23 protein-coding genes are annotated in these 22671 nt (G+C 69.9%); 18 read left to right on the top strand and 5 right to left on the bottom strand.

Annotated elements, in window-relative coordinates; genetic code table 11:
• Positions 1-72: 72 nt before the first annotated feature.
• From B0293_RS19920 to B0293_RS19910, 3 genes are all read right to left on the bottom strand, one after another.
• Entirely contained in the window at positions 73-975 is a 903-nt protein-coding gene (locus tag B0293_RS19920) for an HAD family hydrolase (protein WP_005151723.1), read from the bottom strand.
• Positions 976-1071: 96 nt separating this feature from the next.
• The gene (locus tag B0293_RS19915) at positions 1072-2172 is read right to left on the bottom strand and encodes a DUF5667 domain-containing protein (RefSeq protein WP_005151725.1); all 1101 of its coding nucleotides are present in this window, start codon (positions 2170-2172) and stop codon (positions 1072-1074) included.
• 110 nt (positions 2173-2282) lie between these two features.
• Positions 2283-2984 (bottom strand): sigma-70 family RNA polymerase sigma factor, encoded by a 702-nt coding sequence (locus tag B0293_RS19910; protein ID WP_005151729.1) that lies wholly within the window; start codon positions 2982-2984, stop codon positions 2283-2285.
• A 293-nt stretch (positions 2985-3277) separates the two neighbouring features.
• Here B0293_RS19910 and B0293_RS19905 point away from each other — a divergent pair, with 293 nt between their 5' ends.
• The 8 genes from B0293_RS19905 (at position 3278) to B0293_RS19870 (ending at position 12094) form a co-directional block, all read left to right on the top strand.
• Entirely contained in the window at positions 3278-4762 is a 1485-nt protein-coding gene (locus B0293_RS19905) for an AMP-binding protein (protein WP_085939586.1), read from the top strand.
• Positions 4763-4772: 10 nt separating this feature from the next.
• A complete protein-coding gene (locus B0293_RS19900) occupies positions 4773-5009 on the top strand; it encodes a glutaredoxin family protein (RefSeq protein ID WP_005151738.1) in 237 nt (78 codons plus the stop codon).
• Between the two features lie 58 nt (positions 5010-5067).
• A complete protein-coding gene (locus tag B0293_RS19895) occupies positions 5068-6603 on the top strand; it encodes a molybdopterin-dependent oxidoreductase (RefSeq protein ID WP_005151739.1) in 1536 nt (511 codons plus the stop codon).
• Between the two features lie 270 nt (positions 6604-6873).
• Positions 6874-7701: a redox-sensing transcriptional repressor Rex gene (locus B0293_RS19890; protein WP_005151741.1), complete on the top strand. Its 828-nt coding sequence runs from the start codon at positions 6874-6876 to the stop codon at positions 7699-7701.
• A gap of 2 nt (positions 7702-7703) precedes the next feature.
• Positions 7704-9008 (top strand): glutamyl-tRNA reductase, encoded by a 1305-nt coding sequence (locus tag B0293_RS19885; protein WP_039915727.1) that lies wholly within the window; start codon positions 7704-7706, stop codon positions 9006-9008.
• 7 nt (positions 9009-9015) lie between these two features.
• Positions 9016-9963: a hydroxymethylbilane synthase gene (gene hemC, locus B0293_RS19880; protein WP_005151744.1), complete on the top strand. Its 948-nt coding sequence runs from the start codon at positions 9016-9018 to the stop codon at positions 9961-9963.
• A gap of 60 nt (positions 9964-10023) precedes the next feature.
• Positions 10024-11556 carry a bifunctional uroporphyrinogen-III C-methyltransferase/uroporphyrinogen-III synthase gene (locus B0293_RS19875; RefSeq protein ID WP_005151748.1) on the top strand — a complete coding sequence of 511 codons (1533 nt, stop codon included), beginning with the start codon at positions 10024-10026 and terminating at the stop codon, positions 11554-11556.
• A gap of 139 nt (positions 11557-11695) precedes the next feature.
• Entirely contained in the window at positions 11696-12094 is a 399-nt protein-coding gene (locus B0293_RS19870) for a hypothetical protein (RefSeq protein WP_005151750.1), read from the top strand.
• 76 nt (positions 12095-12170) lie between these two features.
• On the opposite strand, the gene B0293_RS19865 is transcribed toward B0293_RS19870, so the two are convergent.
• A complete protein-coding gene (locus B0293_RS19865) occupies positions 12171-13457 on the bottom strand; it encodes an Nramp family divalent metal transporter (protein WP_039915729.1) in 1287 nt (428 codons plus the stop codon).
• A 150-nt stretch (positions 13458-13607) separates the two neighbouring features.
• Between B0293_RS19865 and hemB the strand changes: the two genes are divergently transcribed.
• Genes hemB through B0293_RS19845 form a run of 4 tightly spaced genes read left to right on the top strand, consistent with a single transcriptional unit; the run spans position 13608 to position 15960 of the window.
• Positions 13608-14579 carry a porphobilinogen synthase gene (gene hemB / locus B0293_RS19860; protein ID WP_077241339.1) on the top strand — a complete coding sequence of 324 codons (972 nt, stop codon included), beginning with the start codon at positions 13608-13610 and terminating at the stop codon, positions 14577-14579.
• A 10-nt stretch (positions 14580-14589) separates the two neighbouring features.
• Positions 14590-15141, top strand: coding sequence for a hypothetical protein (locus tag B0293_RS19855; RefSeq protein ID WP_005151762.1), 552 nt, complete (start codon positions 14590-14592; stop codon positions 15139-15141).
• Entirely contained in the window at positions 15138-15596 is a 459-nt protein-coding gene (locus B0293_RS19850; RefSeq protein WP_005151764.1) for a hypothetical protein, read from the top strand. Before B0293_RS19855 ends, B0293_RS19850 begins: the two co-directional genes overlap by 4 nt.
• Positions 15574-15960, top strand: a complete 387-nt coding sequence (locus B0293_RS19845) for a hypothetical protein (RefSeq protein ID WP_005151766.1) — start codon at positions 15574-15576, stop codon at positions 15958-15960. Before B0293_RS19850 ends, B0293_RS19845 begins: the two co-directional genes overlap by 23 nt.
• Here B0293_RS19845 and B0293_RS19840 read toward each other — a convergent pair.
• Positions 15953-16444, bottom strand: a complete 492-nt coding sequence (locus tag B0293_RS19840) for a TspO/MBR family protein (protein WP_005151768.1) — start codon at positions 16442-16444, stop codon at positions 15953-15955. The two genes, B0293_RS19845 and B0293_RS19840, sit on opposite strands and share 8 nt — an antisense overlap.
• A 122-nt stretch (positions 16445-16566) precedes the next feature.
• Between B0293_RS19840 and hemL the strand changes: the two genes are divergently transcribed.
• The 6 genes from hemL (at position 16567) to ccsB (ending at position 22594) form a co-directional block, all read left to right on the top strand.
• The gene (gene hemL / locus B0293_RS19835) at positions 16567-17871 is read left to right on the top strand and encodes a glutamate-1-semialdehyde 2,1-aminomutase (protein ID WP_039915732.1); all 1305 of its coding nucleotides are present in this window, start codon (positions 16567-16569) and stop codon (positions 17869-17871) included.
• Complete coding sequence (locus tag B0293_RS19830) at positions 17868-18500, top strand: histidine phosphatase family protein (protein WP_005151771.1); 633 nt, start codon at positions 17868-17870, stop codon at positions 18498-18500. The genes hemL and B0293_RS19830 overlap by 4 nt, the downstream gene beginning before the upstream one ends.
• The gene (locus B0293_RS19825; RefSeq protein WP_005151773.1) at positions 18497-19078 is read left to right on the top strand and encodes a TlpA family protein disulfide reductase; all 582 of its coding nucleotides are present in this window, start codon (positions 18497-18499) and stop codon (positions 19076-19078) included. Before B0293_RS19830 ends, B0293_RS19825 begins: the two co-directional genes overlap by 4 nt.
• A gap of 173 nt (positions 19079-19251) precedes the next feature.
• Entirely contained in the window at positions 19252-20025 is a 774-nt protein-coding gene (locus B0293_RS19820; protein WP_039915734.1) for a cytochrome c biogenesis CcdA family protein, read from the top strand.
• On the top strand, positions 20022-21620 hold the full coding sequence (resB, locus tag B0293_RS19815) for a cytochrome c biogenesis protein ResB (protein ID WP_005151786.1): 1599 nt from the start codon (positions 20022-20024) through the stop codon (positions 21618-21620). Before B0293_RS19820 ends, resB begins: the two co-directional genes overlap by 4 nt.
• Before the next feature lie 5 nt (positions 21621-21625).
• Positions 21626-22594 carry a c-type cytochrome biogenesis protein CcsB gene (gene ccsB / locus B0293_RS19810; protein WP_005151787.1) on the top strand — a complete coding sequence of 323 codons (969 nt, stop codon included), beginning with the start codon at positions 21626-21628 and terminating at the stop codon, positions 22592-22594.
• Positions 22595-22671 lie beyond the last annotated feature (77 nt).

Below are 22671 nucleotides of genomic sequence, written 5' to 3'. Positions count from 1 at the left end.
TCCGCAATTAGTCCTCTGGATGCGGTAGTTGCATACGCAAGGACCGCATTCAGAGGACTAAACGCATGGGGGTCAGCGGCGCCGGTAGGCCATTCCGGCCGCGACGGCACCGGCCACGGCACCGACGCCGAGCACCGAGGGCACGCCGATCTTCGCGGCCTTGCGCCCGGTCCGGAAATCGCGGATCTCCCAGCCACGCGCCCGCGCGACGTCGCGAAGACCGCCGTCCGGGTTCACCGCGACCGCGGTCCCGACCACCGAAAGCATCGGGACGTCGTTCTGCGAGTCCGAATACGCCGTGCAGCGCTTGAGATTCAGCCCTTCGCGTGACGCCAGCGCCCGGACGGCGTGGGCTTTCGCCCGGCCGTGCAGCAGGTCGCCGACTAGACGGCCGGTGTAGACGCCGTCCTTGGTCTCCGCGACCGTGCCCAGCGCGCCGGTGAGGCCGAGGCGCCGCGAGATGATGGCCGCGAGCTCGATCGGGGTCGCGGTGACCAGCCAGACGCGCTGTCCGGCGTCGAGGTGCATCTGCGCGAGCGCCCGGGTGCCGGACCAGATCTTGTCCGCCATCAGCTCGTCGTAGATCTCTTCGCTGATGTCGGTCAGTTCCTGCACGGTGCGACCGGCCACAAAGGACAGTGCGCGCTCGCGGTGGGTCTTGATGTCCTCCTTGTTCTCCCGGCCGCCGAGCCGGAATTTCACCTGCTGCCAGACGAAACCGGCGAGATCGGCGGACGTGAAGAACTTGCGCGCGGCCAGGCCGCGGGCGAAGTAGAAGATCGACGCGCCCATCATCATGGTGTTGTCGACGTCGAAGAACGCGGCCGCCGTCAGATCCGGCGGGGCGGGCGGCGCGGGCGGTTCGAGGGCTTCGGCGGACGCGGTCGCCATGGCGGCCTCGGCCGACGCCTCGCCCGCGAGCTCGGCCAGCCGTTCGAGCTCTTGACTCTTATCCTTGCCCCGCCAAACTGACACGCACACCGCCTCCGGAATCCCAGGTGCCTGCGCACAGCGTAGCGAGCGGCCGACCACGCTGTCCCAGGTGTGGCGTCTCCCTCACGTGACGCGGTGTCAGCCGATGGTTATCGGCGGTAGTCCCGGGATGAGCGGCGGAATCGAGATCAGCGGCGGCTTCGGGGTGGTGGTCGTCGGCGGAACGGTCCTCGTCGTCGGCGGGGGCGTGGCCACGACGGGCGGCGGCGTTCCGCCCGACGGCGGCGCGAGCGGCCCGGTCGGGGTCGCGGTGTCCACGATGGACGACGACGACGGCGGCGGCGCCGAACTCGGCGCCGGTGACTCGGCCGGTGCCGAAGACGGCGGAGTCGACGTCAGCGGGGGGACGGCGGCGTTCGGGGAGTCGGGGTTGCGGACGCAGTCACCTGCGGCCGGGACCGCGCCCAGGTCGTCGGACGAGCCCGTGGTGATCGTGTAGCAGACCAACCGCGAACCGAGGTCCGTCGTGCGGGTCTGGACCTTGTCGAGCAGGACGCGGGCCGCGGCGAACTTGTCGCGCGCTTCGGCGGGCGCGTTCCCGGCCTGGAGACCGAGCCGTTCGGACTGCTGCCGCGCCCAGGTGCGGAGTTCGGTCAGCCGGGTCTGGCCACCCTGATCGGTGACGAGCGCCGTCAGCTGCGAGACGCCGGCCCGCAGGTCGGTCTCGAAATCGGCGAGGCCGGTGAAGTACGCCCCGGTGGGCGCCTCCTGCCGGGTCAGTTCGTCGAGTTCGCCGACGCGGTTCGCGGCGAACTCCAGATGCTTCTTCGCCTTGTCCCGCTCGTCGAAGGTGAGCCCGAGCGCGGCCGATTCACCCGCTCGTTTGATGCCGTAGAGCGGATCGCCCGGCAACGCGTCCTTGGACAGCAGCAGGGTGATGCCGCCCAGCGCGAGCACGAGGGCGACGGCGGCCGCGGCGAGGTTGGCGACGGCGTGACCACGGCGCTTCGACGGGGCTTCGGCTTCGGCGAGACGTCCGGCGATCTCGTCGCGGATCCGCTGCCGGGTCTCCGCGTCGGGCGCGCCACTGGCGCCCAGTTCGCGCAAACCGCCGACGAGGGCGAGCTCGTGCGCGAACTCGTCGTCGTCCGGGGTTTCGGTGCCGGCAGTGCCGTCGACAAGGTCCGCGAAGCGGTCACCGTCCGCCCGCTCACGCGCGAACCATCCCGGCACGCCCACGGCGAAGTCTCCATCTGATCAGCCCGGTCCTGACCACCGGTCTGGCAGTGAAAACGAGCGGAGACGCCCATGGGTTACGGCAAGGCCCGGTGACGACCAAATATGGAACTTTAACGCAGTCCCGTGGGCAGAAGTTGTGCCAAACGGCGTACCGCGCGGTGCTGAAGGGCCTTGATGGCGCCCTCGTTGCGCTTCATGATCGCGGCGGTCTCGGCGACCGAAAGGCCCTGCATGAACCGCAGCACGATGCACTCGCGCTGGTCTTCGCCGAGTTCGGCGACGCAACGCAGCAGTTCGGCGCGGGTGGCGCGGCTGATCGCCTGCTGCTCGGGGCCCGCGACGGCCTGCACGCCGACGTTCCCGATCGGTGCCCCGTTCGGCTCGGCGACCTCGTCGGTGACGACCTCGAGGCGGAACCGGCTCGACTTCACGTGGTCGAGGATGATGTTGCGCGCGATGGTGACGAACCAGGCGCCGACGTCACGCCCCTGGTAGCTCACCGAGGTGATGCGGCGCAGCGCGCGGAGGAAGGTCTCGCTGGTGACGTCCTCGGCGAGGTCCCGGTCGCCGAGGCGGAACAGGACGTAGCGGTAGACGACGTCGACGTAGCGGTCGTAGAGCCGGCCGAAGGCGGACGTGTCGCCGCCCTGTGCGGCGCTGACCATCTCCCACGCCTCGGCCTTGGCGGCTTCGGCGGCGGCGTCGGTCGCTTCTTCGCTCTTGGCCCGAGACGACGGAGCGGCGGGGAAACCGCTCCGGCGGAGGATGTGGCCCGCCAGCATCGAGACGGGGTTCGGCGCGGGAAGAGTCACTGTCCACCTCCCGTTCCGGACAGGGAGGACCGGCCCGCATGTCCCACCGCCGCGTGGGCCTGCAAGATCTGCACGTCCGGACTCCCTTTCTCACCATCGAGTGATCAACACCACTCGACGACGCCCAGCAGCATACGTGTAGTTACCGCGAAGTAGGTAGCGGTGCCGGGGTTACGGAACTGCGACGAAAGCGAGTGGCACCCATGACGGTGGCCGAGATGACAAACTGGCAACGCAGTTTCACCGAGGGAAGAGGTTCGCAGTTGAGCGCGGAGCAGGTTGCCGATCCCAGTGTGCCCACTTTGCTCGCCGAGGCCGCCCGCCAGTGGCCCGGCAAGGTGGCCGTCCAGGAGACCGGCGACGGGGTCACGCTGACCTGGGCGTACCTCGACAACGCCGCCCACGCGCTTGCCCGCGCCCTGCTCGACGCCGGAATCGAACCCGGCGACAGGGTGGCGTTGCGGCTGCCGACGTCGGCCGCTTTCGCCGTCTCGCTGTTCGGGGCGCTCCGCGCGGGCGCGGTGGTCGTCCCGATCTCGCCGCAGGCCCCGGTGGCGGAGCTGGCCGGCCTGCTGGAGCACAGCGGCGCGAGGCTCGTCCTGGAACGTGAAGCGACCGAAGAACTCCCCGACGGAGTGACAAGCCTCTCACCGCCTGTTACCTCGGATGGAGCAGCCGAACCGGTCGACGCGGCCGGGTCCGGTGAGGACATAGCGGTCATCTCGTACACCTCGGGCACGACCGGCCCGCCGCGTGGCGTGATGCTGTCGCACCGGGCGCTGCTGACGAACCTCGACCAGCTGAGCCGGATCGTCCCGGCGCCGCTCGTGCACGGCGACCGCGTGCTCATCACCATCCCGTTGTTCCACGTCTACGGCCTGGGGCCAGGCCTGCTGCAGACCACCTCGGTCGGGGCGACGGCGATCCTGTCCGAGCGGTTCCTCGCCGAGCGGACCCTGGCCGACTGCGCCGAGTACCGGGTGACCTCGATCGCCGGCGTCCCCGCGATGTACGCCGAGTTCGCCGCGATGGACCCGGACGAACTGGGCGCCGGGCTGTCCACAGTCCGGCGGATGACCTCGGGCGCGGCGCCGCTGCACCCCAAGATCCTCACCGCGCTGCGCGGCGCCACCGGGCTGGACGTCTACGAGGGCTACGGCCTCACCGAATGCGCGCCCGTGGTCACCACGACCCTGGTCACCGGTTACCCGAAGCCCGGTTCGGTCGGGCGGCCGCTGCCCGGCGTCGAGCTCCGGCTGGTCGACAGCGACGGCGACGCGGAGCCCGTCCCGCTGGACCCGGACGACCTCGGCGACGCCTTCGACGAGGACGGCGGCACCGGGCTGGTGTCGATCCGCGGGGCGAACCTGTTCTCCGGCTACTGGCCCGACGGCTCGCACGGCCCCGACGAGGACGGCTGGTTCCGCACCGGCGACGTCGGCTACCTCGACACAGACGGCGACCTGCACCTGGTGGACCGGGCCAACGACCTGATCATCGTCAACGGCTTCAACGTCTTCCCGCACGAGGTCGAGAACGTGATCTCGATGCTGGACGAGGTCGTCGAGGCGGGTGTCGTCGGCGTCGTCGACGAGCGGACCGGTGAAGCGGTGAAGGCCGTCGTCGTCCCCGCGCCCGGCGCGTCGCTCTCGGAGCAGCAGGTCGTCGAGCACTGCGCGGAGCACCTGGCCGGGTACAAGGTGCCGCACACCGTCGAGTTCGCGGAGTCGCTGCCGCATTCGGCCACCGGGAAACTTCGGCGTCTCCGCCTCAGGTAGACATGGGGCCATGGCGCATCACGTGACCGTCATGACCCGCACCGGGTGCCACCTGTGCGAGGTCGCGGAACAGGACATCGAGCGGATCTGCGGCGAGCTGGGCGTCGCCTGGTCCGCGCAGGACGTCGACAGCGATCCCGAATGGCGGGCCGAATACGGCGACCGCGTGCCGGTGATCCTGATCGACGACGCCGAGCACGGCTACTGGCGCGTCGAAGAGGACAGGCTCCGGAAAGCACTGGCGTAACACACTCGTAAGGGGCGATCGGCCGACCCGGACCGGCATTCGCTCCGAAGATGGAGTCGTGGACGACGAACGCAGGCTCACCTTCCGCCAAGCCGCACTGACCGGCCTCCTGACACTGGCGGCCGCCCTCGGCGTCGGTCATCTCGTCGCGGGCTTCGTCGGGTACACGGCCTCGCCGTTCGTCGCCGTCGCGAACTTCGTCATCGACCACAGCCCGCACGCGGTCGTGGCCTGGGCCGAGCGGACCCTGGAGACGTGGGACAAGCCCATCCTCAAGATCGGCCTGGCCGTGGTCCTGGTGCTATTCGCGCTGCTCGCCGGGCAGCTTTCGCGGAGCAAGCCGCTGCCGGGGCAGGTGCTCGTCGGCGTCCTGGGCGCGGCTGGCGTCGCCGCCGTCTACGCGCGCACCGACCTCGGGCAGATCGCGCTGCTGGCGCCGGTGGCCGCGACGGTCGCCGGGCTCGTCGTCTTCACCAGGCTGCATCTGTTCTTTCGCCCGAAGGTGTTCTTCGACGACCGTGAAGGCGAGGGGCCGGGCAGGCGGAAGGTGCTGGTCACTGGTATTTCCGTCGCGGCCGGGGCCGGCGTCGCCGCGCTGGTCGGCCAGATCGCGGGGACCAGGAAGAACGCCGAGGAGTCGCGTGCCGCCGTCGGGAGGCTCGTCCCGGCCAGGACCGCGCCGCCGATCCCGCCCGACGCGGACTTCGTGAAGTTCGGCACCCCGCCGTATCTCACTCCTTCGAAGGATTTCTATCGGATCGACACGGCCCTGGTGGTCCCGCAGGTCCGCACCGAGGACTGGAGCCTCCAGGTCCGCGGGATGGTCGACCGTGAGGTCACTTACCGGTATGAGGACATCCGCTCGCGGCCGCTGATCGAACGCGACGTCACCCTGTGCTGCGTCTCCAACGAGGTCGGCGGCCCGTACATCTCCAACGCGCGCTGGATCGGCGTCGACCTGCGCGACCTGCTGCTGGAGGCGGGCGTCAAACCCGGCGCCGAGCAGCTGTTCGCGACCAGCGTCGACGGCTGGACCTGCGGCACCCCGGTCGAAGCGGCCCTGGACCCGCGCCGAGGCGCGATGCTCGCGATCGGCATGGACGGCGAACCGCTCCCGATCGAACACGGCTTCCCCGCGCGGATCGTGATCCCCGGGCTGTACGGCTACGTGTCCGCCACGAAATGGGTCACCGAGCTGGAGATCACCACCTGGGAGGAGCGCCGGGCGTACTGGCTCGACCGGGGCTGGGGCCGCGAGGGACCGGTGAAGACGCAGTCGCGGATCGACGCGCCCGGTTCGGCGGTGACCGCCGGGAAGGTCGTGGTGTCCGGGAGCGCGTGGGCGCAGCACACCGGCGTCGCCAAGGTCGAGGTCCGGGTCGATCAAGGGCCGTGGAAGGAGACCGTCCTGTCCGCCGAGACGTCGAAGGACACCTGGCGGATGTGGTGGACCGAGGTCTGGGTCGGCCCTGGTCAGCACGAGATCGCCGTCCGGGCCACGGACCAGTCCGGCTACACGCAGACGCAAGAGGTCGCCGGAACCGTGCCCGACGGTGCCACCGGATGGCACAAGGTGACGGTCAACGCGCGCTAGAGCCTCGGTCACCGTGGTCGTGAGTGGTAAGTGTCGTTAGAACGACACTTACCACTCACGACCCACGCGCCCGGACGACCGAGGCGGGCCTTACGCGACCTTGACCACAGCACCTACCAGTGACTTTGTGCCTGCGTTCACAAGTGGCTACCGTAGATACGTCGCCACCGGAGCGCCCGGCATCGAACCGGACTCAGCGCCGCGGGTCAAGAGCCGATTTCCAGGTTCGGGCGAATCATGTCGTCAGCAGGACCAGAGGAGCGGACAAGCGTGGTGTCGCAACGAGGCCGGCGCACCCGGGTGACACCGGACGCCGACAACGCGCCCACCGCGGAGATGCCCGCCGTCGAGGCCGCAGCCGAGCCGGAAGCGGTCCGCGCGAAGTCGATCCCCGAGGCCGCGGTCGCCCGCCTCGCCGTCTACCTCCGTGTCCTCTCCGGACTGGCCGAGCAGGGCGCGACGACGATCTCCAGCGAGGAACTTTCCCAGGCCGCGGGAGTCAACTCCGCGAAACTGCGCAAGGACCTGTCCTACCTGGGCTCCTACGGCACCCGCGGCGTCGGCTACGACGTCCAGGTCCTGGTCAGCCAGATCGAACGGATCCTCGGCCTGACCCGCAAGCACAAGGTCGCCGTGGTCGGTATCGGTAACCTCGGGCACGCGCTGGCCAACTACGGCGGGTTCCCCGGCCGCGGGTTCCCGGTCGAGGCGCTGTTCGACCTCGACCCCGATCTGGTCGGTGTCCCGGTCGGCGGCCTCCCGGTCTCGCATCTCGACGAGATCCCCAAAGTCTGCGCCGAACGGCAGATCTCCATCGGCGTCATCGCCACTCCGCCCACCGCCGCGCAGTCGGTCTGTGACCGCCTTGTCGCAGGTGGCGTGCAGTGCATCCTCAACTTCGCCCCGGTGGTGCTGCAAGTTCCGGCACATATCGAGGTGCGCAAGGTCGACCTCGCGGTCGAACTGCAGATCCTGTCGTTCCACGTCGCTCGCCGCGCGGATCTGGCCGCCAACGGCAACGGCGGAGGAGACGGTGGCCCTGGGGGCGCCGAGAATGGCAGCGTGAACGGCCACGGCAACGGAATGGTGGTGCGCTGAAAATGAGCGTGTTGGCGGTCGGTCTCTCGCACCGCAGTGCCGAGCTGAGCACCTTGGAACGCGTCGCGGTCCCCGCGACCGACGTGACCAAGGTGCTCCACGAACTGCAGCAGGCCGAGCACGTCAGCGAGGCGATCCTCGTCTCGACCTGCAACCGCATCGAGGTCTACGCCGTCGTCGAGACCTTCCACGGTGGCCTCAACGACGTCTCCGACGTGCTCGCCCGCCAGGCCGGGATGCAGCCCGCGGACCTCTACGACTCGCTGTACGTGCACTATGCGGGCGCCGCGATCGAGCACCTGTTCTCGGTCACCTCCGGGTTGGACTCGATGGTCGTCGGCGAGACGCAGATCCTCGGGCAGATCCGGTCCTCGTACGCCACCGCGCGTGAGGCGGGCACCGTCGGCCGCACGCTGCACGAGCTGATCCAGACCACGCTGCGCGTCGGCAAACGCGTCCACACCGAGACCGGGCTGGACCAGCTCGGCGCGTCGGTCGTCTCCGAGGCGCTGGCCGCGGCCGGGGACATCGCAGGCAAGCGCGCGCTGATCGTCGGCGCCGGGTCGATGGGCGCGCTCACCGCTTCCCACCTGCGCAAATCCGGGATCGGCGAGATCGCCATCGCCAACCGGACCGAGGCCAGGGCCGCCCGCCTCGCCGCCGCGAGCGTCGAGCAGGGAGTGCCCGCGAAGGCCGTCCAGATGAGCGGGATCGCCGCCGCCGTCGCCGAGGCGGACGTCGTCGTCTGCTGCACCGGCGCGCAGGCCGCGGTGTTCGCCGCCGAACACGTCCCGGCCCGCGCCGGGCGACCGCTGGTCGTCTGCGACCTCGGCCTCCCGCGCGACGTCGACCACGACGTCGCCGAGCTGGCCGACGTCACCGTGGTCGACCTCGAGACCATCCAGCGCCGCATGCGCGAAGCGGGCACCCCGACCACCGAACGCCAGACCGCGAAGGCCACCGGCATCGTGCTCGACGAGGTGCGCGAGTACCTCGCCGGTCAGCGCAGCGCCGAGGTCACCCCGACGGTGACGGCGCTGCGGCGCCGGGCGGCCGAGGTGGTCGACGCCGAACTGCTGCGCCTGGACAACCGCCTGCCGGACCTCGAAGCCGGGGTCCGCGAGGAGGTCGGCCGCACGGTCCGCCGCGTGGTCGACAAGCTGCTGCACGCGCCGACGGTGCGGGTCAAGCAGCTGGCCGCCGAGACGGCCGACACCGATTACGCCAACGCGCTGCGCGAGCTGTTCTGCCTCGACCCGCAGGCGCCCGCCGCGGTGGCGAGTCCCACGACGCCGAAAGACGAGTGATCATCAAGTGAGCAGAGTCATCCGCATCGGCACGCGCGGCAGCAAACTCGCCCTCGCGCAGACCGGCACCATCGCCGACGCCCTGCGGGCCACCGGGGCCGAGGTCGAGCTCGTCACCGTGACGACCCCCGGCGACAAGTCGTCCGCGCCGATTCCGACGATCGGGGTCGGCGTCTTCACTTCCGCGCTGCGCGAAGCCTTGCTGCGCGAGGAAGTCGACGTCATCGTCCACTCGTACAAGGACCTGCCGACGAAGCCGGAGGCGGGCATCACGCTCGCCGCCGTGCCGCGCCGCGAAGACCCGCGTGACGCCCTGATCGCGCGCGACGGGCTCACCCTGGGTGAGCTCCCGCCGGGTTCGACCGTCGGTACCGGCTCGCCGCGGCGCACCGCGCAACTGCGTTCACTCGGTCTCGGTTTGGAAATCGTGCCGATCCGAGGCAATATCGACACCCGCATGCGCAAGGTGACCGACGGAGAGCTCGACGCCGTCGTCCTGGCGCGTGCCGGACTGGCCAGGATCGGCCGGGCGGAGGAGATCACCGAGACCCTCGACCCGATCCAGATGCTGCCCGCGCCCGCGCAGGGTGCGCTGGCGGTGGAGTGCCGGACCGGTGACGTGGACATCGAGCACCTGCTCGGGTCCACAGTGGACGATGAAGGCACCCGTGCCGTGGCGACCGCCGAGCGGGCGTTGCTCGCGGCGCTGGAAGCCGGGTGCAGCGCACCGGTCGGAGCGCTGGCGGAGATCGTCGAGGACCTGGACGCCGAAGGGCGGGTCATCGAGCGGATCTCGCTGCGGGGCACCGCCGCCGTCGAAGTGGACGGGGACGCGGTCGACATGGTGCGCGCTTCCGCGCTCGCCGACATCCGTGATGCTGAACAGCTCGGCCGGACACTGGCCGCCGAGCTGCTCGACCTGGGGGCGGGCGCGCTGTCCGGCCCCGCCCAGTGAGTCAGAACGTTGAAGGTAGGGCCGCGCTCGACTGCGGCCGCTCAAGAGGAGAACGCACAGATGACCCCCGCGCGTAAGACCACCGGGCGTGTCGCCTTCGTGGGCTCGGGCCCCGGTGACGCCGGTCTGCTGACCGTCCGCGCTCAGGAGCTGCTCGCCAAGGCCGAGGTCGTGGTGACCGACCCGGACGTCCCTTCGGGCGTCCTGGCTTTCGCCGCCGAAGGCGCCGAAGTGCGCCCCGCCGTCGGCGAGGCCACCGAGGTCGCCAAGGACCTGGTGAACGAGGCCAAGGCCGGACGGCTGGTGCTCCGGCTGATCGCCGGTGACCCGCTGACCCAGCCCGCCGTCGTCGCCGAGGTGCAGGCCGTTTCCCGGACCAGCGCCGTGTTCGACATCATCCCGGGCGTCTCGCCCGGCGCCGCCGTCCCGGCGTACGCCGGTGTCGCGCTCGGCGGCACACACACCGAGGTCGACGTCCGCGGCGACGTCGAATGGGCCGCGCTGGCCGCCACCCCGGGCCCGATCGTGCTGCACGCGACGTCGGCGCACCTGGCCGAGGCCGCGTCCGCGCTGACCGAGCACGGGCTGGCGCCGACCACCCCGGTCGCGGTGACGTCCAACGGCACCATCAACACCCAGCGCACCCTGGACACCACGCTGGCCACCGTCGCGAACGAGGCGGGCGAGCTCGTCGGTCCGCTCATCGTGACCATCGGCCAGGCCGTCGGCCAGCGCTCGAAGCTGTCGTGGTGGGAGTCGCGCGCGCTGTACGGCTGGAAGGTCCTGGTGCCGCGCACCAAGGAGCAGGCCGGTGAGATGGCGGAGCGGCTTCGCGGCCACGGCGCCACCTCGCACGAGGTCCCGACCATCTCGGTCGAGCCGCCGCGCAGCCCCGCCCAGATGGAGCGTTCGGTCAAGGGTCTCGTCGACGGCCGCTACCAGTGGATCGTCTTCACCTCGACCAACGCCGTCCGCGCGGTATGGGAGAAGTTCGAGGAGTTCGGCCTCGACGCCCGCGCGTTCTCCGGCGTGAAGATCGCCTGCGTCGGCGAATCGACGGCCGCGAAGGTGCGCTCGTTCGGCATCATCCCCGAGCTGATCCCGGAGGGCGAGCAGTCCTCGGAGGGCCTCCTCGCCGAGTTCCCGCCGTACGACGACGTCCTCGACCCGGTCGACCGCGTGCTGCTGCCGCGGGCGGACATCGCCACCGAGACCCTGTCGGCCGGCCTGCGTGAACGCGGCTGGGAGATCGACGACGTGACGGCGTACCGCACCGTTCGGGCGGCCCCGCCGCCAGCCGAGACCCGCGAGATGATCAAGACCGGCGGTTTCGACGCGGTCTGCTTCACCTCGTCCTCGACCGTGCGGAACCTCGTCGGCATCGCCGGCAAGCCGCACACCCGCACGCTGGTCGCGTGCATCGGCCCGAAGACCGCGGAAACCGCCGTGGAGTTCGGGCTGCGGGTCGACGTCCAGCCCGAGAAGGCCGACGTCCCGCACCTGGTCGACGCGCTCGCCGAGCACGCCGCGCGGCTCCGCGCCGAAGGTGCGCTTCCGCCGCCGCGCAAGGCGAAGCGGGCCCGCCGCTCCTGAGCCGAAGGCAGGGAACGCCCCCTCACTCCGCGAATCCCGCGGGGTGAGGGGGCGTTTTCATTCCCTGGTGAAACCTTGGCGGGCGGGTGACGGCGAACGCTAGCGTCGACGTTCCACCGAAAATCACTGGGGAGTGATCATGAAATCACTGGTTCATGCCGCCCGGATCGGTACCGCCGTCGGCGCTTTCGCGCTCGGTTTCGTCGGGCTCACGGGTACCGCCGCCGGTGCGCCGTTGCCCACGCCGTTCCAGGTCTGCAGCCCGCTCGGATGCACGGTGCAGAGCGTGCAGGGCACCGTCGAGAGGACCGGAGGCCTGACCCGGATCATCGCCACCGTCACCGACAGTTCGTCGACCTCGTCCCTTACCGCCCGCTTCCTCCTGCGCGGGCCGCAGTCCGTGTTGCAGCAGGTCGACGCCGACAACGAGTCGAAGCGGCAGCTGATCACCGCGCCGGACGCCTTCACCGAGCTGGTCGTGAGCGCCTGCGCCGTCGGCCCCACGCCCGGGTGCAACACGGTGACGGTGCCGCTGTAGCCACATACCGGTCGTCCGTGAAGGACTCCTTGAGGGACCCAGAGTCCCTCAAGGAGTCCTTCACGGACCGACCCGCTCAGCTGAAGAACTTCACGACCTCCGTGTACGCCAGGTACCCGAACATCGCCAGGCAGATCCCCAGCAGTCCATTCGAGACCCAGCCCGACCGTCCCTCTCGCGGTACCCGCGAAGTGTTCAGCAGCACCAGCAAGGTCGCCGCCAGGAACGGCATGAACAACGCGCCCAGCACGCCGTAGATCACGGTGAGCTGGAAGGGCTGGTCCAGGAACAGCAACGCCATCGGGGGGAAGGTCAGCCACAGCACGTATCCCCGGTACGCGACGCTGCGTTCACCGGCCTTCTTCTCATACGTCTCGACACTTTCCGTGGTGTTCGCGGGCAGCCGCAGAATGCGCCACCAGTCCGCGAAGAGCAGGCTCACGCCGTGCCAGACGCCGATCACCGACGTGAACGAGACCGCGAAAAAGCCGATGAGGAACGGGATCCGCGCCCAGTGTCCGTAGTCGGCGGCGAGGGTGTCACCGAGGAACAGCAGGCCTTTGTCGCCCGAGATGATCTTCTGGCCCAGCAGCAGTTCCGCGCCGACGATCAGCATCGCGATCACGAAGATCCCGGTCATGACGTATCCGACGGCGTTGTCGGTGCGCATCATCGGCAGCCATTTCGCCGAACGCCAGCCCTTCGCGAGCGTCCAGTAGCCGTACGCCGCCATGGTGATCGTGCCGCCGACGCCGCCGATCAAGCCGAGGATGTAGACGAGGGAACCGTCGGGCAGGGTCGGGACGGCGCCCTTGAACAGCTCGGCGAAGTCCGGGACGACGAGGACCGCGGTGCCGACCACGGTCACGAACATCACGCCGGTGAGCACCGTCATCAGTTTCTCGATGATCGCGTAGCGGCCGAACCACACCAGCGCGAAGCCGAGCAGGCCGCAGATCATCGCCCAGTACCGCACCGAAAGCGCGGGGAAGAGCGCGTTCAGCGGCAGGCCCGACGCCGACATCGCGGTCGCGCCGTAGACGAATCCCCAGATCACCGCGTAGACGCCGAAGTAGATCAGCGCCCAGATCCCGAGTGTCCGCCAGCCGGACAGGATCGTCCGTCCCGAGGTCAGATGCCAGCGGCCGACGGCCTCGGCCAGCGCGAGTTTGAAGATCGTCCCGACGAGCACCGCCCACAGCAGCGTGTACCCGAAACGCGAGCCCGCCACCATCGTCGCGACGAGGTCGCCCGCGCCGACCCCGGTCGCCGCGGCCATGATCCCGGGTCCGACCTGGCGGAGCCGGGCACGCCAGCCGGCGGGCGGTTCTTCCAGTTGGTCGCTCACCGTTGAACTCGACATGAGGTGGAAGGTAACCCGCGTCACACCGGGAGCAAAACGGACGAACGTGACTCTTTACCGTCGCTTAGGGAAGGTCGCCCGACCGGCCCAACGAGCCGTTCACCGCGCCTGCGGACCGGTTCTCAAGCGGGCGGGAGTACCGTCGTAAGGGTGTTTCCTGAGCATCGTCCCCGCAGGCTCCGTACCACTCCGGCCATGCGCAGGCTGGTCGGTGAGACGTCGCTGCGCCCGCGCCAGCTGATCCTCCCGATGTTCGTGGCCGAGGGCGCCGACGCGCCCCGCCCGATCTCCAGCATGCCGGGGGTCGTCCAGCACACCCGTGACACGCTGCGCAAAGCCGCCGTCGACGCGGTCAACGCCGGGGTCGGCGGCCTGATGCTGTTCGGCATCCCGAAGACGCGGGACGCGGAGGGCTCCGGCGCGATCGACCCGGACGGCATCCTCAACGTCGCCCTGCGCGACCTGAGGTCCGAGCTCGGCGACGCGACCGTCCTGATGGCCGACACGTGCCTCGACGAGTTCACCGACCACGGCCACTGCGGCGTCCTCGACGCCGACGGCGCCGTCGACAACGACGCGACCCTGCGCGTGTACGCGGAAATGGGTCTGGCGCAGGCGGAAGCGGGCGCGCACCTGCTCGGCCCGAGCGGCATGATGGACGGCCAGGTCGGCGTCATCCGCGCCGCGCTCGACCGCGCCGGACGCACGGACACCGGGATCCTCGCGTACTCGGCGAAGTTCGCCAGCGCGTTCTACGGCCCCTTCCGGGAGGCCGTCGACTCGCAGCTGAAGGGCGACCGGAAGACGTACCAGCAGGATCCGGGCAACGTGCGCGAAGCGCTGCGCGAGATCGAGCTGGACATCGCCGAGGGCGCCGACATGGTCATGGTCAAGCCCGCACTGTCCTATTTGGACGTCATCCGGGCGGCCGCCGAGGCGTCGCCGGTTCCCGTGGCGGCGTACAACATCTCGGGCGAGTACGCGATGGTCGAAGCAGCCGCGGCGAACGGCTGGCTCGACCGCGAGCGCACGATCCTCGAGGTGCTGACGTCGATCCGCCGCGCGGGCGCGGACATGATCCTCACCTACTGGGCGGCCGAAGCCGCGGCTTGGCTGGACTAGGCTGCCTCGCGTGACCGACAGCGAAGCGGGCGAAACGGACGACGAGCGCCGCAAGCGGGGACGTGCGCCCGACCCGATCCTCCCTGGTCAGAAGCCGCCGAAGATCGTGGTGCCGAAGCCCGTCGCCATCTCGTTCTGGCTGTGGATCGTGGCCGGGGTCGTCTTGATCGCGGGGCAGGTCGCCCTGCTGGTGCTGAAAGACGAACTGACCGAGGGGATCCTCAAGCAGATCAAGGAGAACCCGGTCCCCGGCCAGCCCGCCGACCCGGCGCTGGTCGCGTCCGGCGTGAACACCCTGCTGTGGATGCTGTTCGGTGGCGCGGTCACCTTCGCCGTCCTGTTCGCGTTGTTCGCGTACAAGGCCCGCGAGGGAACGCGTTCCGCCAGGACTGTCCTCACCGTGGGGGCGGTCTTCCTGGTGCTGGTGGAGCTGCTGATCCTCCGCGGCTCGCTCAACGTGTTCCTGCTGGTCTCCACCCTGCTGGTGGCGATCGCGCTGATCCTGATGTACCTGCCCAGCGTCTCCGACTTCTTCCCGAAGGTCGGGCGCAAGCTGCCATGACGCCCGAGCCGGACGCGACCTACGGCGAACCCGGCGTCGGCTGGACGGCGTTGCTCTGGGCGCCGCTGTTCGCCCTCGCCGGGCTGGTCGCCGAGCTGGCGACGGGCGGGCCGGTCCACTGGCTCGCCTGGATCCTGGTCGCGGTGGGCCTGGTCGCGATCACCGTGCCGTGGGTCTACGCCCGCCGCCGGTACCTCTCGCTCGAAGTCACCCCCGGCGGCTACCGGCAGGGCAGGGAAACCCTGGAAGCGGCCCGGATCGCCGAGGTCCTCGGTGACGAGGAGACGCCGGTCGGCTCGCGGGTCCTCGGCGGTGGCTGGACGATCCCCAAGAAGCACGGCGAGGTCGGGTTGAAGCTCGACGACGGCGTCTACGTCCGCGCCTGGGCCAAGGATCCGGACGCCCTGCGCGAGGCGCTCGAGGATTTGGTGCGTGCTCGCACCACAGAGTCATGAGAAACTGCTCACCGTGATCGACCTTCCCCAGCCGACCGGTGCCGAACTCTGGCCATCGGAGGACGACCGGCGAGAAGCCCGGCTGCACAAACCCCTGCGCGCTCTGGTGGGGGCCGCCGAGGTGATCCTCGCCGCGCTCGCGGTGTGGGGCGCCTTCGCGTGCTGGAAGGCCGGTGTCGTCCCGGTCGTGATCACCTACAACGAGACGACGACGCTGGAATCGCAGCGCTACTTCGGCGGCCCGCTCGCGGGCGCCATCGGGCTGGGGGTGCTGGCCGGGATCCTGGTGGTGGACGCGATCCGCCAGTTCCTGCTCGCCGTCCGGGCCAAGGGCCGGAAACCCAAGGACCCGAAACTCAGTTGAGCCAGACGACGGCGGCGTTGACCGCGGTCGAGAACAGCAGCCACAGCAGATACGGCACCAGCAGCCAGGCCGCGAGCCTCGACCGGCGCCCGAACTCCATCATCGTGATGGGCACCACGAAGTCCAGGACGACGACGTCGGCGAGGGCCAGCGCGTGCGCGCTGCCGGCGAAGAACAGCGGAGTCCACAACAGAGTGAGCAGCAGGCAGAGGCCGTAGAAGGCGAAGCCGCGCGTTTCGCCGTCGGTCCGCCAGTAGCACCAGCCCGCGACGGCGACCACGAGGAGCAGGGCCGACCACACCGGACCGTAGAGCCAGCCCGGCGGCGCCCACGACGGGCGGACCAGCAGGTCCTGCGCCTCCGGGCGGGTGGCCACGGCGAGCGCGGCCACCGCCCCCACGATCGCCGACAGCGCGACGAATCCCGCCAGTGCCTGCCAGCGCAGGCGACGGTGGTGAGTCGGCGGAGACGGCACCGTGGACACGTGGATTCCTCCGCGAGTGTTTCGACAGGAGTGTCTTCCACCCTAGTGGGCCTGGTCACGCCGTGCCCGTAAGCGCGAGGACTCGGCGGCGGGTGTCATCCGGGATTTGCGAGACTGGGGGCGTGACTACCGGAGTCGATCAGTCCAAGGCATGGTTCGAACGAGCGAAGGCCGCGGTCCCGGGCGGGGTGAATTCCCCGGTGCGGGCCTTCAACTCCGTCGGCGGCACCCCGCGGTTCATGGTGCGCGGCGAGGGTCCGTATCTCTGGGACGCCGACGGCAACCGCTATGTCGATCTGGTCTCCTCGTGGGGGCCGATGATCCTCGGGCACGCGCATCCGGACGTCGTCGCCGCGGCGCGCGAAGCGGCCCTCGACGGGCTGTCGTTCGGAACGCCGACCCGCGGCGAGGTCGAGCTGGCCGAGGAGATCATCGGGCGCGTCGAGCCGGTCGAGCAGGTTCGCCTGGTCAACTCCGGCACCGAGGCCACGATGAGCGCGATCCGGCTGGCCAGGGGGTTCACCGGCCGGGCGAAGATCATCAAGTTCGCGGGCTGCTACCACGGTCACGTCGACGCGCTGCTCGCCGAAGCGGGCTCCGGCGTCGCGACCCTCGGCCTCCCGACGTCGCCCGGCGTCACCGGCGCGCAGGCGGCCGACACGATCGTCCTGCCCTACAACGACCTCGACGCGGTCCGGAAGTCCTTTGTGGACAACCCGGACTCGATCGCCGCGATCATCACCGAAGCGGCTGCGGGCAACATGGGCGCCATCGCCCCGGCCGAAGGCTTCAACGCCGGGCTCAAGGAGATCGCGCGCGAACACGGCGCGCTGCTGATCATGGACGAGGTGATGACCGGGTTCCGCGTCTCGAAGGCGGGCTGGTTCGGTCTCGACGGCGTCGCCGGCGACCTCTACACCTTCGGCAAGGTGATGTCGGGCGGGCTGCCCGCCGCGGCCTTCGGCGGCCGCGCCGACGTGATGGCGAAGCTGGCCCCGGGCGGGCCGGTGTACCAGGCGGGGACGCTTTCGGGGAACCCCGTCGCCGTCGCCGCCGGACTCGCGACGCTGCGCGCGGCCGACGATGCCGTGTACGCGGCCCTCGACGCCAACGCGAAGCGGCTCGGCGACCTGTTCGACCGGTCGCTCACCGAGGCCGGGGTCGCCCACACCGTGCAGTACGCGGGCAACCTGGTCAGCGTGTTCTTCAGTGAGAACCCGGTGACGAACTACCCGGGTGCGCAGGCCTCGGAGACCTGGCGTTTCCCGGCGTTCTTCCACGCGCTGCTGGACAACGGCGTGTACGGGCCGCCGAGCGCGTACGAAGCCTGGTTCGTCAACGCGGCCATGGGCGATGCCGAATTCGAGATCATCGAGGCCGCGCTGCGCGTGGCGGCTCGCGCGGCGGCCGAGGCGGTCCAGGCGTGAGCGCGACGACGATCGTGCACCTGCTCCGCCACGGCGAGGTGCACAACCCGGACAAGATCCTGTACGGCCGCCTGCCCGGCTTCAAGCTCTCCGACCGCGGTCAGCGCCAGGCGCTGACCGTCGCCGAGGCCGTCGCGACGCACGACATCACGCACGTCGTCGCTTCGCCGCTTCAGCGGGCTCAGGAGACCGCGGCGCCGATTGCGGCGGCGCACCGCCTCGACGTCGAGACCGACGAACGGCTCATCGAGGCGGACAACCAGTTCGAGGGCGAGCGGGTCGCCGTCGGCGATGGCGCCCTCCGTCAGCCGAAGCACTGGCCGAAGCTGGTCAACCCGTTCCGGCCGTCGTGGGGCGAGCCGTACGTCGAGATCGCGCACCGGATGCTCGGCGCGATCCACCGGGCGCGGCGGGCGGCCGAGGGCCACGAGGCGCTGTGCGTCTCGCACCAGCTGCCGATCTGGACCGTGCGGCGGTTCCTGGAGGCGAAGCGGCTCTGGCACGACCCGCGCAACCGGCAGTGCTCGCTCGCGTCGCTGACCAGCCTGGTCTTCGAGGGCGAAGAACTCGTGCGGATCGTCTACAGCGAGCCCGCCGGCACCACCGACCCGAAGGTGACCGGGGCATGAAACGCGCGCTGGCGGCCATGGCGGTGCTGCTGCTCGTCGTCACGGGCTGCACCACCGGCAAGGACGCCGTCGTCACCGGCGGCACGTTCAACTTCGTGTCGCCGGGCGGGAAGGTCGACATCACCTACGACGTCGCGGACCGCCAGCCGTCGCCGGCCCTGTCCGGCGACGACCTGATGAACGAGGGCAAGCAGCTCTCGATCGCGGACTTCCCCGGCAAGGTCATCGTGCTGAACCTGTGGGGCCAGTGGTGCGGGCCGTGCCGCGTCGAGGCGCCGGAGATGCAGAAGCTCTACGACCGGACCAAGGCGTCCGGCGTCCAGGTGGTCGGCATCGACCTGCGCGACAACGACCGGGCCCCGGCGCAGGACTTCATGCGGGACCGGAAGCTGACGTATCCGTCGATCTACGACCCGGCGGGGCGGACGCTGCTGCAGCTCTCGGGCTACCCGCGCAACATCATCCCGTCGACGATCGTGCTGGACAAACAGCACCGCGTCGCGGCGGTGTTCCTGCGGGAACTACTGGCTTCGGACCTGCTGCCGGTCGTCGAGCGCCTGGCGGCCGAACCGGCCTGATCCCTCTCGCGTTTCGTCCTCTGAATGCGGTCCTTGCGCGTGCAACGACCGCATCCAGAGGACGAAATGCGGGGAGGGGGAGACGGGACCAACGTCCTGACCGGGTGCGACGTAGGTCCCGTTGAGGACGCCCCGGCGTTTTCACTCGGACCACACTGCCTACGCTCAGCCGGGTGAACTCCGTTACCGAGCTGGCCCTCTCAGGGCCCTTGCTGCTCGCCGCGGGTGTCGCGCTGCTGGCCGGGACGATCTCCTTCGCGTCACCGTGCGTCGTGCCGTTGGTGCCCGGGTATCTGGCGTACCTCGCGGCGCTGGTCGGCGCGGACGCCCCTGCGGTCAGCGCCGACGAGGAGCGCAAGAAGGGCCGCTTCGCCGTCGTCGGCGCGGCGGCGCTGTTCGTACTCGGGTTCACCGTCGTCTTCGTGGTGACGCTGGGGACGCTGGTCTGGATCGCCGACGTCGTCGCGCTCAACGTGGAGCTCCTCCAGCGGCTCGGCGGCGTGCTGACGATCGCGATGGCGCTGGTCTTCATCGGCTGGATCCCGGGGCTCCAGCGCGAGTTCCGCTCTCACCACGTGCCGCGCGGCGGACTGTGGGGCGCCCCGGTGCTCGGCGCGGTGTTCGGGCTCGGCTGGACGCCGTGCATCGGGCCGACGCTGTCCGCGGTCATGTCCATGGCCAGCGCCACCGGCGGAGCGGCGGCGCGCGGGTACGTGCTGATCCTGGTCTACTGCCTCGGCCTCGGCATCCCGTTCCTGCTCATCGCGTTCGGCACCCGCTGGGCCGTCCGCGCCACCGACTGGGTGCGCCGCCACGGCCGTCAGGTGCAGGTCTTCGGCGGGGTCCTGCTGCTGATCGTCGGCCTCCTGCTGGTGACCGGCCTGTGGGGCGACATGACCGGCTGGATCCGGAACACCCTCGTGACCGACATCAGGCTGCCCTTGTGACCACCACTGAAGCCCCACCGAAGAACGAATATCGCCCGACGCCGCTGAAGCGCGCCTTCGCGTTCCTACGCAACACCTGGCGCGGGCTGACGTCGATGCGCACCGCGCTGGTGCTGCTCTTCCTGCTCGCGCTCGCCGCGATGCCCGGTGCCCTGCTGCCGCAGCGGAACCTCAACGCCGCCAAGACCGACGAGTACATCGCCGCGCACGGCTGGTGGGGCGAACTGCTCGACCGCACGCAGTTCTTCGAGGTCTACGGCAGCGTCTGGTTCTCGGCGATCTACATCCTGCTGATGGTCTCGCTCATCGGCTGTCTCGCGCCGCGCAGCTTCGAATACGCGAAGGCGATGCGCGCGAAGCCGGTGCTCACGCCGCGCAAGCTCTCGCGGATGCCGCATCACGTGTCCACCACGACCGACCGGACCCCCGAGACGGTCATGAAGGACACGCACGAGCTCCTCAAGGGCTGGCGCCGCGTCGAGCGTGAAGAGGCCGACGGCACGCGAAGCATCTCCGCCGAACGCGGGTACCTCCGCGAGACCGGCAACCTCGTCTTCCACTTCGGCATGCTCGGCCTGATCATCTTCTTCGCCCTCGGCAAGCTCTTCGGCTACGAAGGCCAGGTCATCGTCCAGGCCGACAACAGCCCGTGGTGCAACTCCGGAATCCTCGGCTACGACACCTTCAACGCCGGGCTGCGCGTCGACGGCACCGACCTCAACGCTTTCTGCATCCGGCTCAAGGACTTCGAAGCGCGCTACACAGCGACAGGGCAGGCGAACTACTACCACTCCAACATGGAGTACCAGTCCGGCGAAGACCTGAAGACCGGTGCCTGGAAGCCGTACGGCCTCGAGGTCAACTCGCCGCTGCGCACCGCGGGCGACCGCGTCTACCTGCTGAACTTCGGCTACTCCCCGAAGTTCACGGTGACCTTCCCCGACGGCACCGTGCGCACCAACATCACGCCGTGGCGTCCCGCCGACGAGCCGACGAAGCTCTCCGAAGGCGCGACGAAGATCGATCAGCCGGGCATCACCGACCCGATCGAACGCCGCACCCGCCAGCTCGCGATCACCGGCCTCCTCGCCCCGACCGCGTTCATGCACGGCAACGTGCTGACGTCGTCGCGGCCCGAGGCGAACAAGCCGGCGGTCGCCGTCGACATCTACCGCGGCGACCTCGGTCTCGACGCGGGCCGAGGGCAGTCGATCTTCCAGATCGACCAGTCGCTCGTCGAGGACGGCAGGCTCAAGAAGCTCACCCGGCAGAACCTGGACCAGGGGCAGGAGACCGTGCTGGACGACGGCACGAAGGTCCGCTTCGACGGCGTCCAGGAATGGGTCGCCATCCAGGTCTCGCACGACCCGGTGCAGGGCTGGGTGCTGGTCTGCGCGGTCGCGATGCTGATCGGGCTGGCCGGATCGTTGCTGGTCAAACGGCGCCGGGTGTGGGTCCGGGTGACCCCGGCCCGCGAAGGTGAGACGAGTACCGTGATCGAGGTCGCCGGGCTGGCGCGCACCGATCAGGCGGGCTACGGAGAAGAGTTCCAGCGGATCAGCGACAAGCTGGTCCAGGGGCAGAGAGGCAACTAGAGGTCATGCCGATCAACGAGACGCTGTCCCAGTACAGCGACTACTCCTACACCACCGCGACGGCGATCTACGTCCTCGCGCTGATGTTCGCCCTCGTCGAGCAGGGCTTCGGGGCGAAGGGCCGGATGGCGGCGGAGCGCTCCAAGCAGAAGGTCCGCGAACTGGTCGGCGCCGGCGGTCCGTCGGTGACGGTGACGCCCGCCGAGCCGCCGCGCGAGATCGGCCGCCCCGAGCGCATCGGCCGCATGGGCGCCGCGCTGCTGGTGCTCGCCGCGCTGCTGCACCTGGCCGCGATCGTGCTGCGCGGGTTCGCCGTGCACCGCGCGCCCTGGGGCAACATGTACGAGTACGGCATGGCCACGACCTTCATCGCGGTCCTGACCTGGATCGTCATCCTGCGGAAGTTCCCGGTCCGCCACCTCACCGGCTTCCTGCTCACGCCGGTCGTGATCCTGATGTTCATCAACGGCACGATGCTGTACACGACGGCCGCGCCGGTGCAGCCCGCGCTCCAGTCGTACTGGCTGATCATCCACGTGTCTGCGGCGATCATCGGTTCGGGCGTCTTCCTGGTCCCCGGTGTCGCGAGCGTCCTTTACCTCTTCCGCGCCGCCCACGACGACAACCCGGCCAAGTTCCCCAAGTTCGGCCCGAAGCTGCCGACCGCGGACGTGCTCGACCGCATCGCCTACCGCACGACCATCTTCGCGTTCCCCGTCTTCACCTTCGGCGTGCTGTGCGGCGCCGTCTGGGCCGAAGCGGCCTGGGGCCGGTTCTGGGGCTGGGACCCGAAGGAGACCGTCGCGTTCGTCGCGTGGGTCATCTACGCGGCGTACCTGCACTCCCGCGCCACCGCGGGCTGGCGGGGCAAGCGGGCGGCGATCATCAACGTCGTCGGATTCTCGGCGACGGTGTTCAACCTGTTCTTCGTGAACCTGGTGACTTCCGGTCTGCACTCCTACGCCGGGGGCTGACCGTCGCCGCTGCACGCGAGCCGACTACCGTCAATACTGAGGTAACGGGGGTAGACGTGCGCGGAGGAGGAATTCAG

The organism is Amycolatopsis azurea DSM 43854 (genome assembly GCF_001995215.1).
GTDB lineage: Bacteria > Actinomycetota > Actinomycetes > Mycobacteriales > Pseudonocardiaceae > Amycolatopsis > Amycolatopsis azurea.
This window is presented reverse-complemented; position numbering and strand designations above follow the sequence as displayed.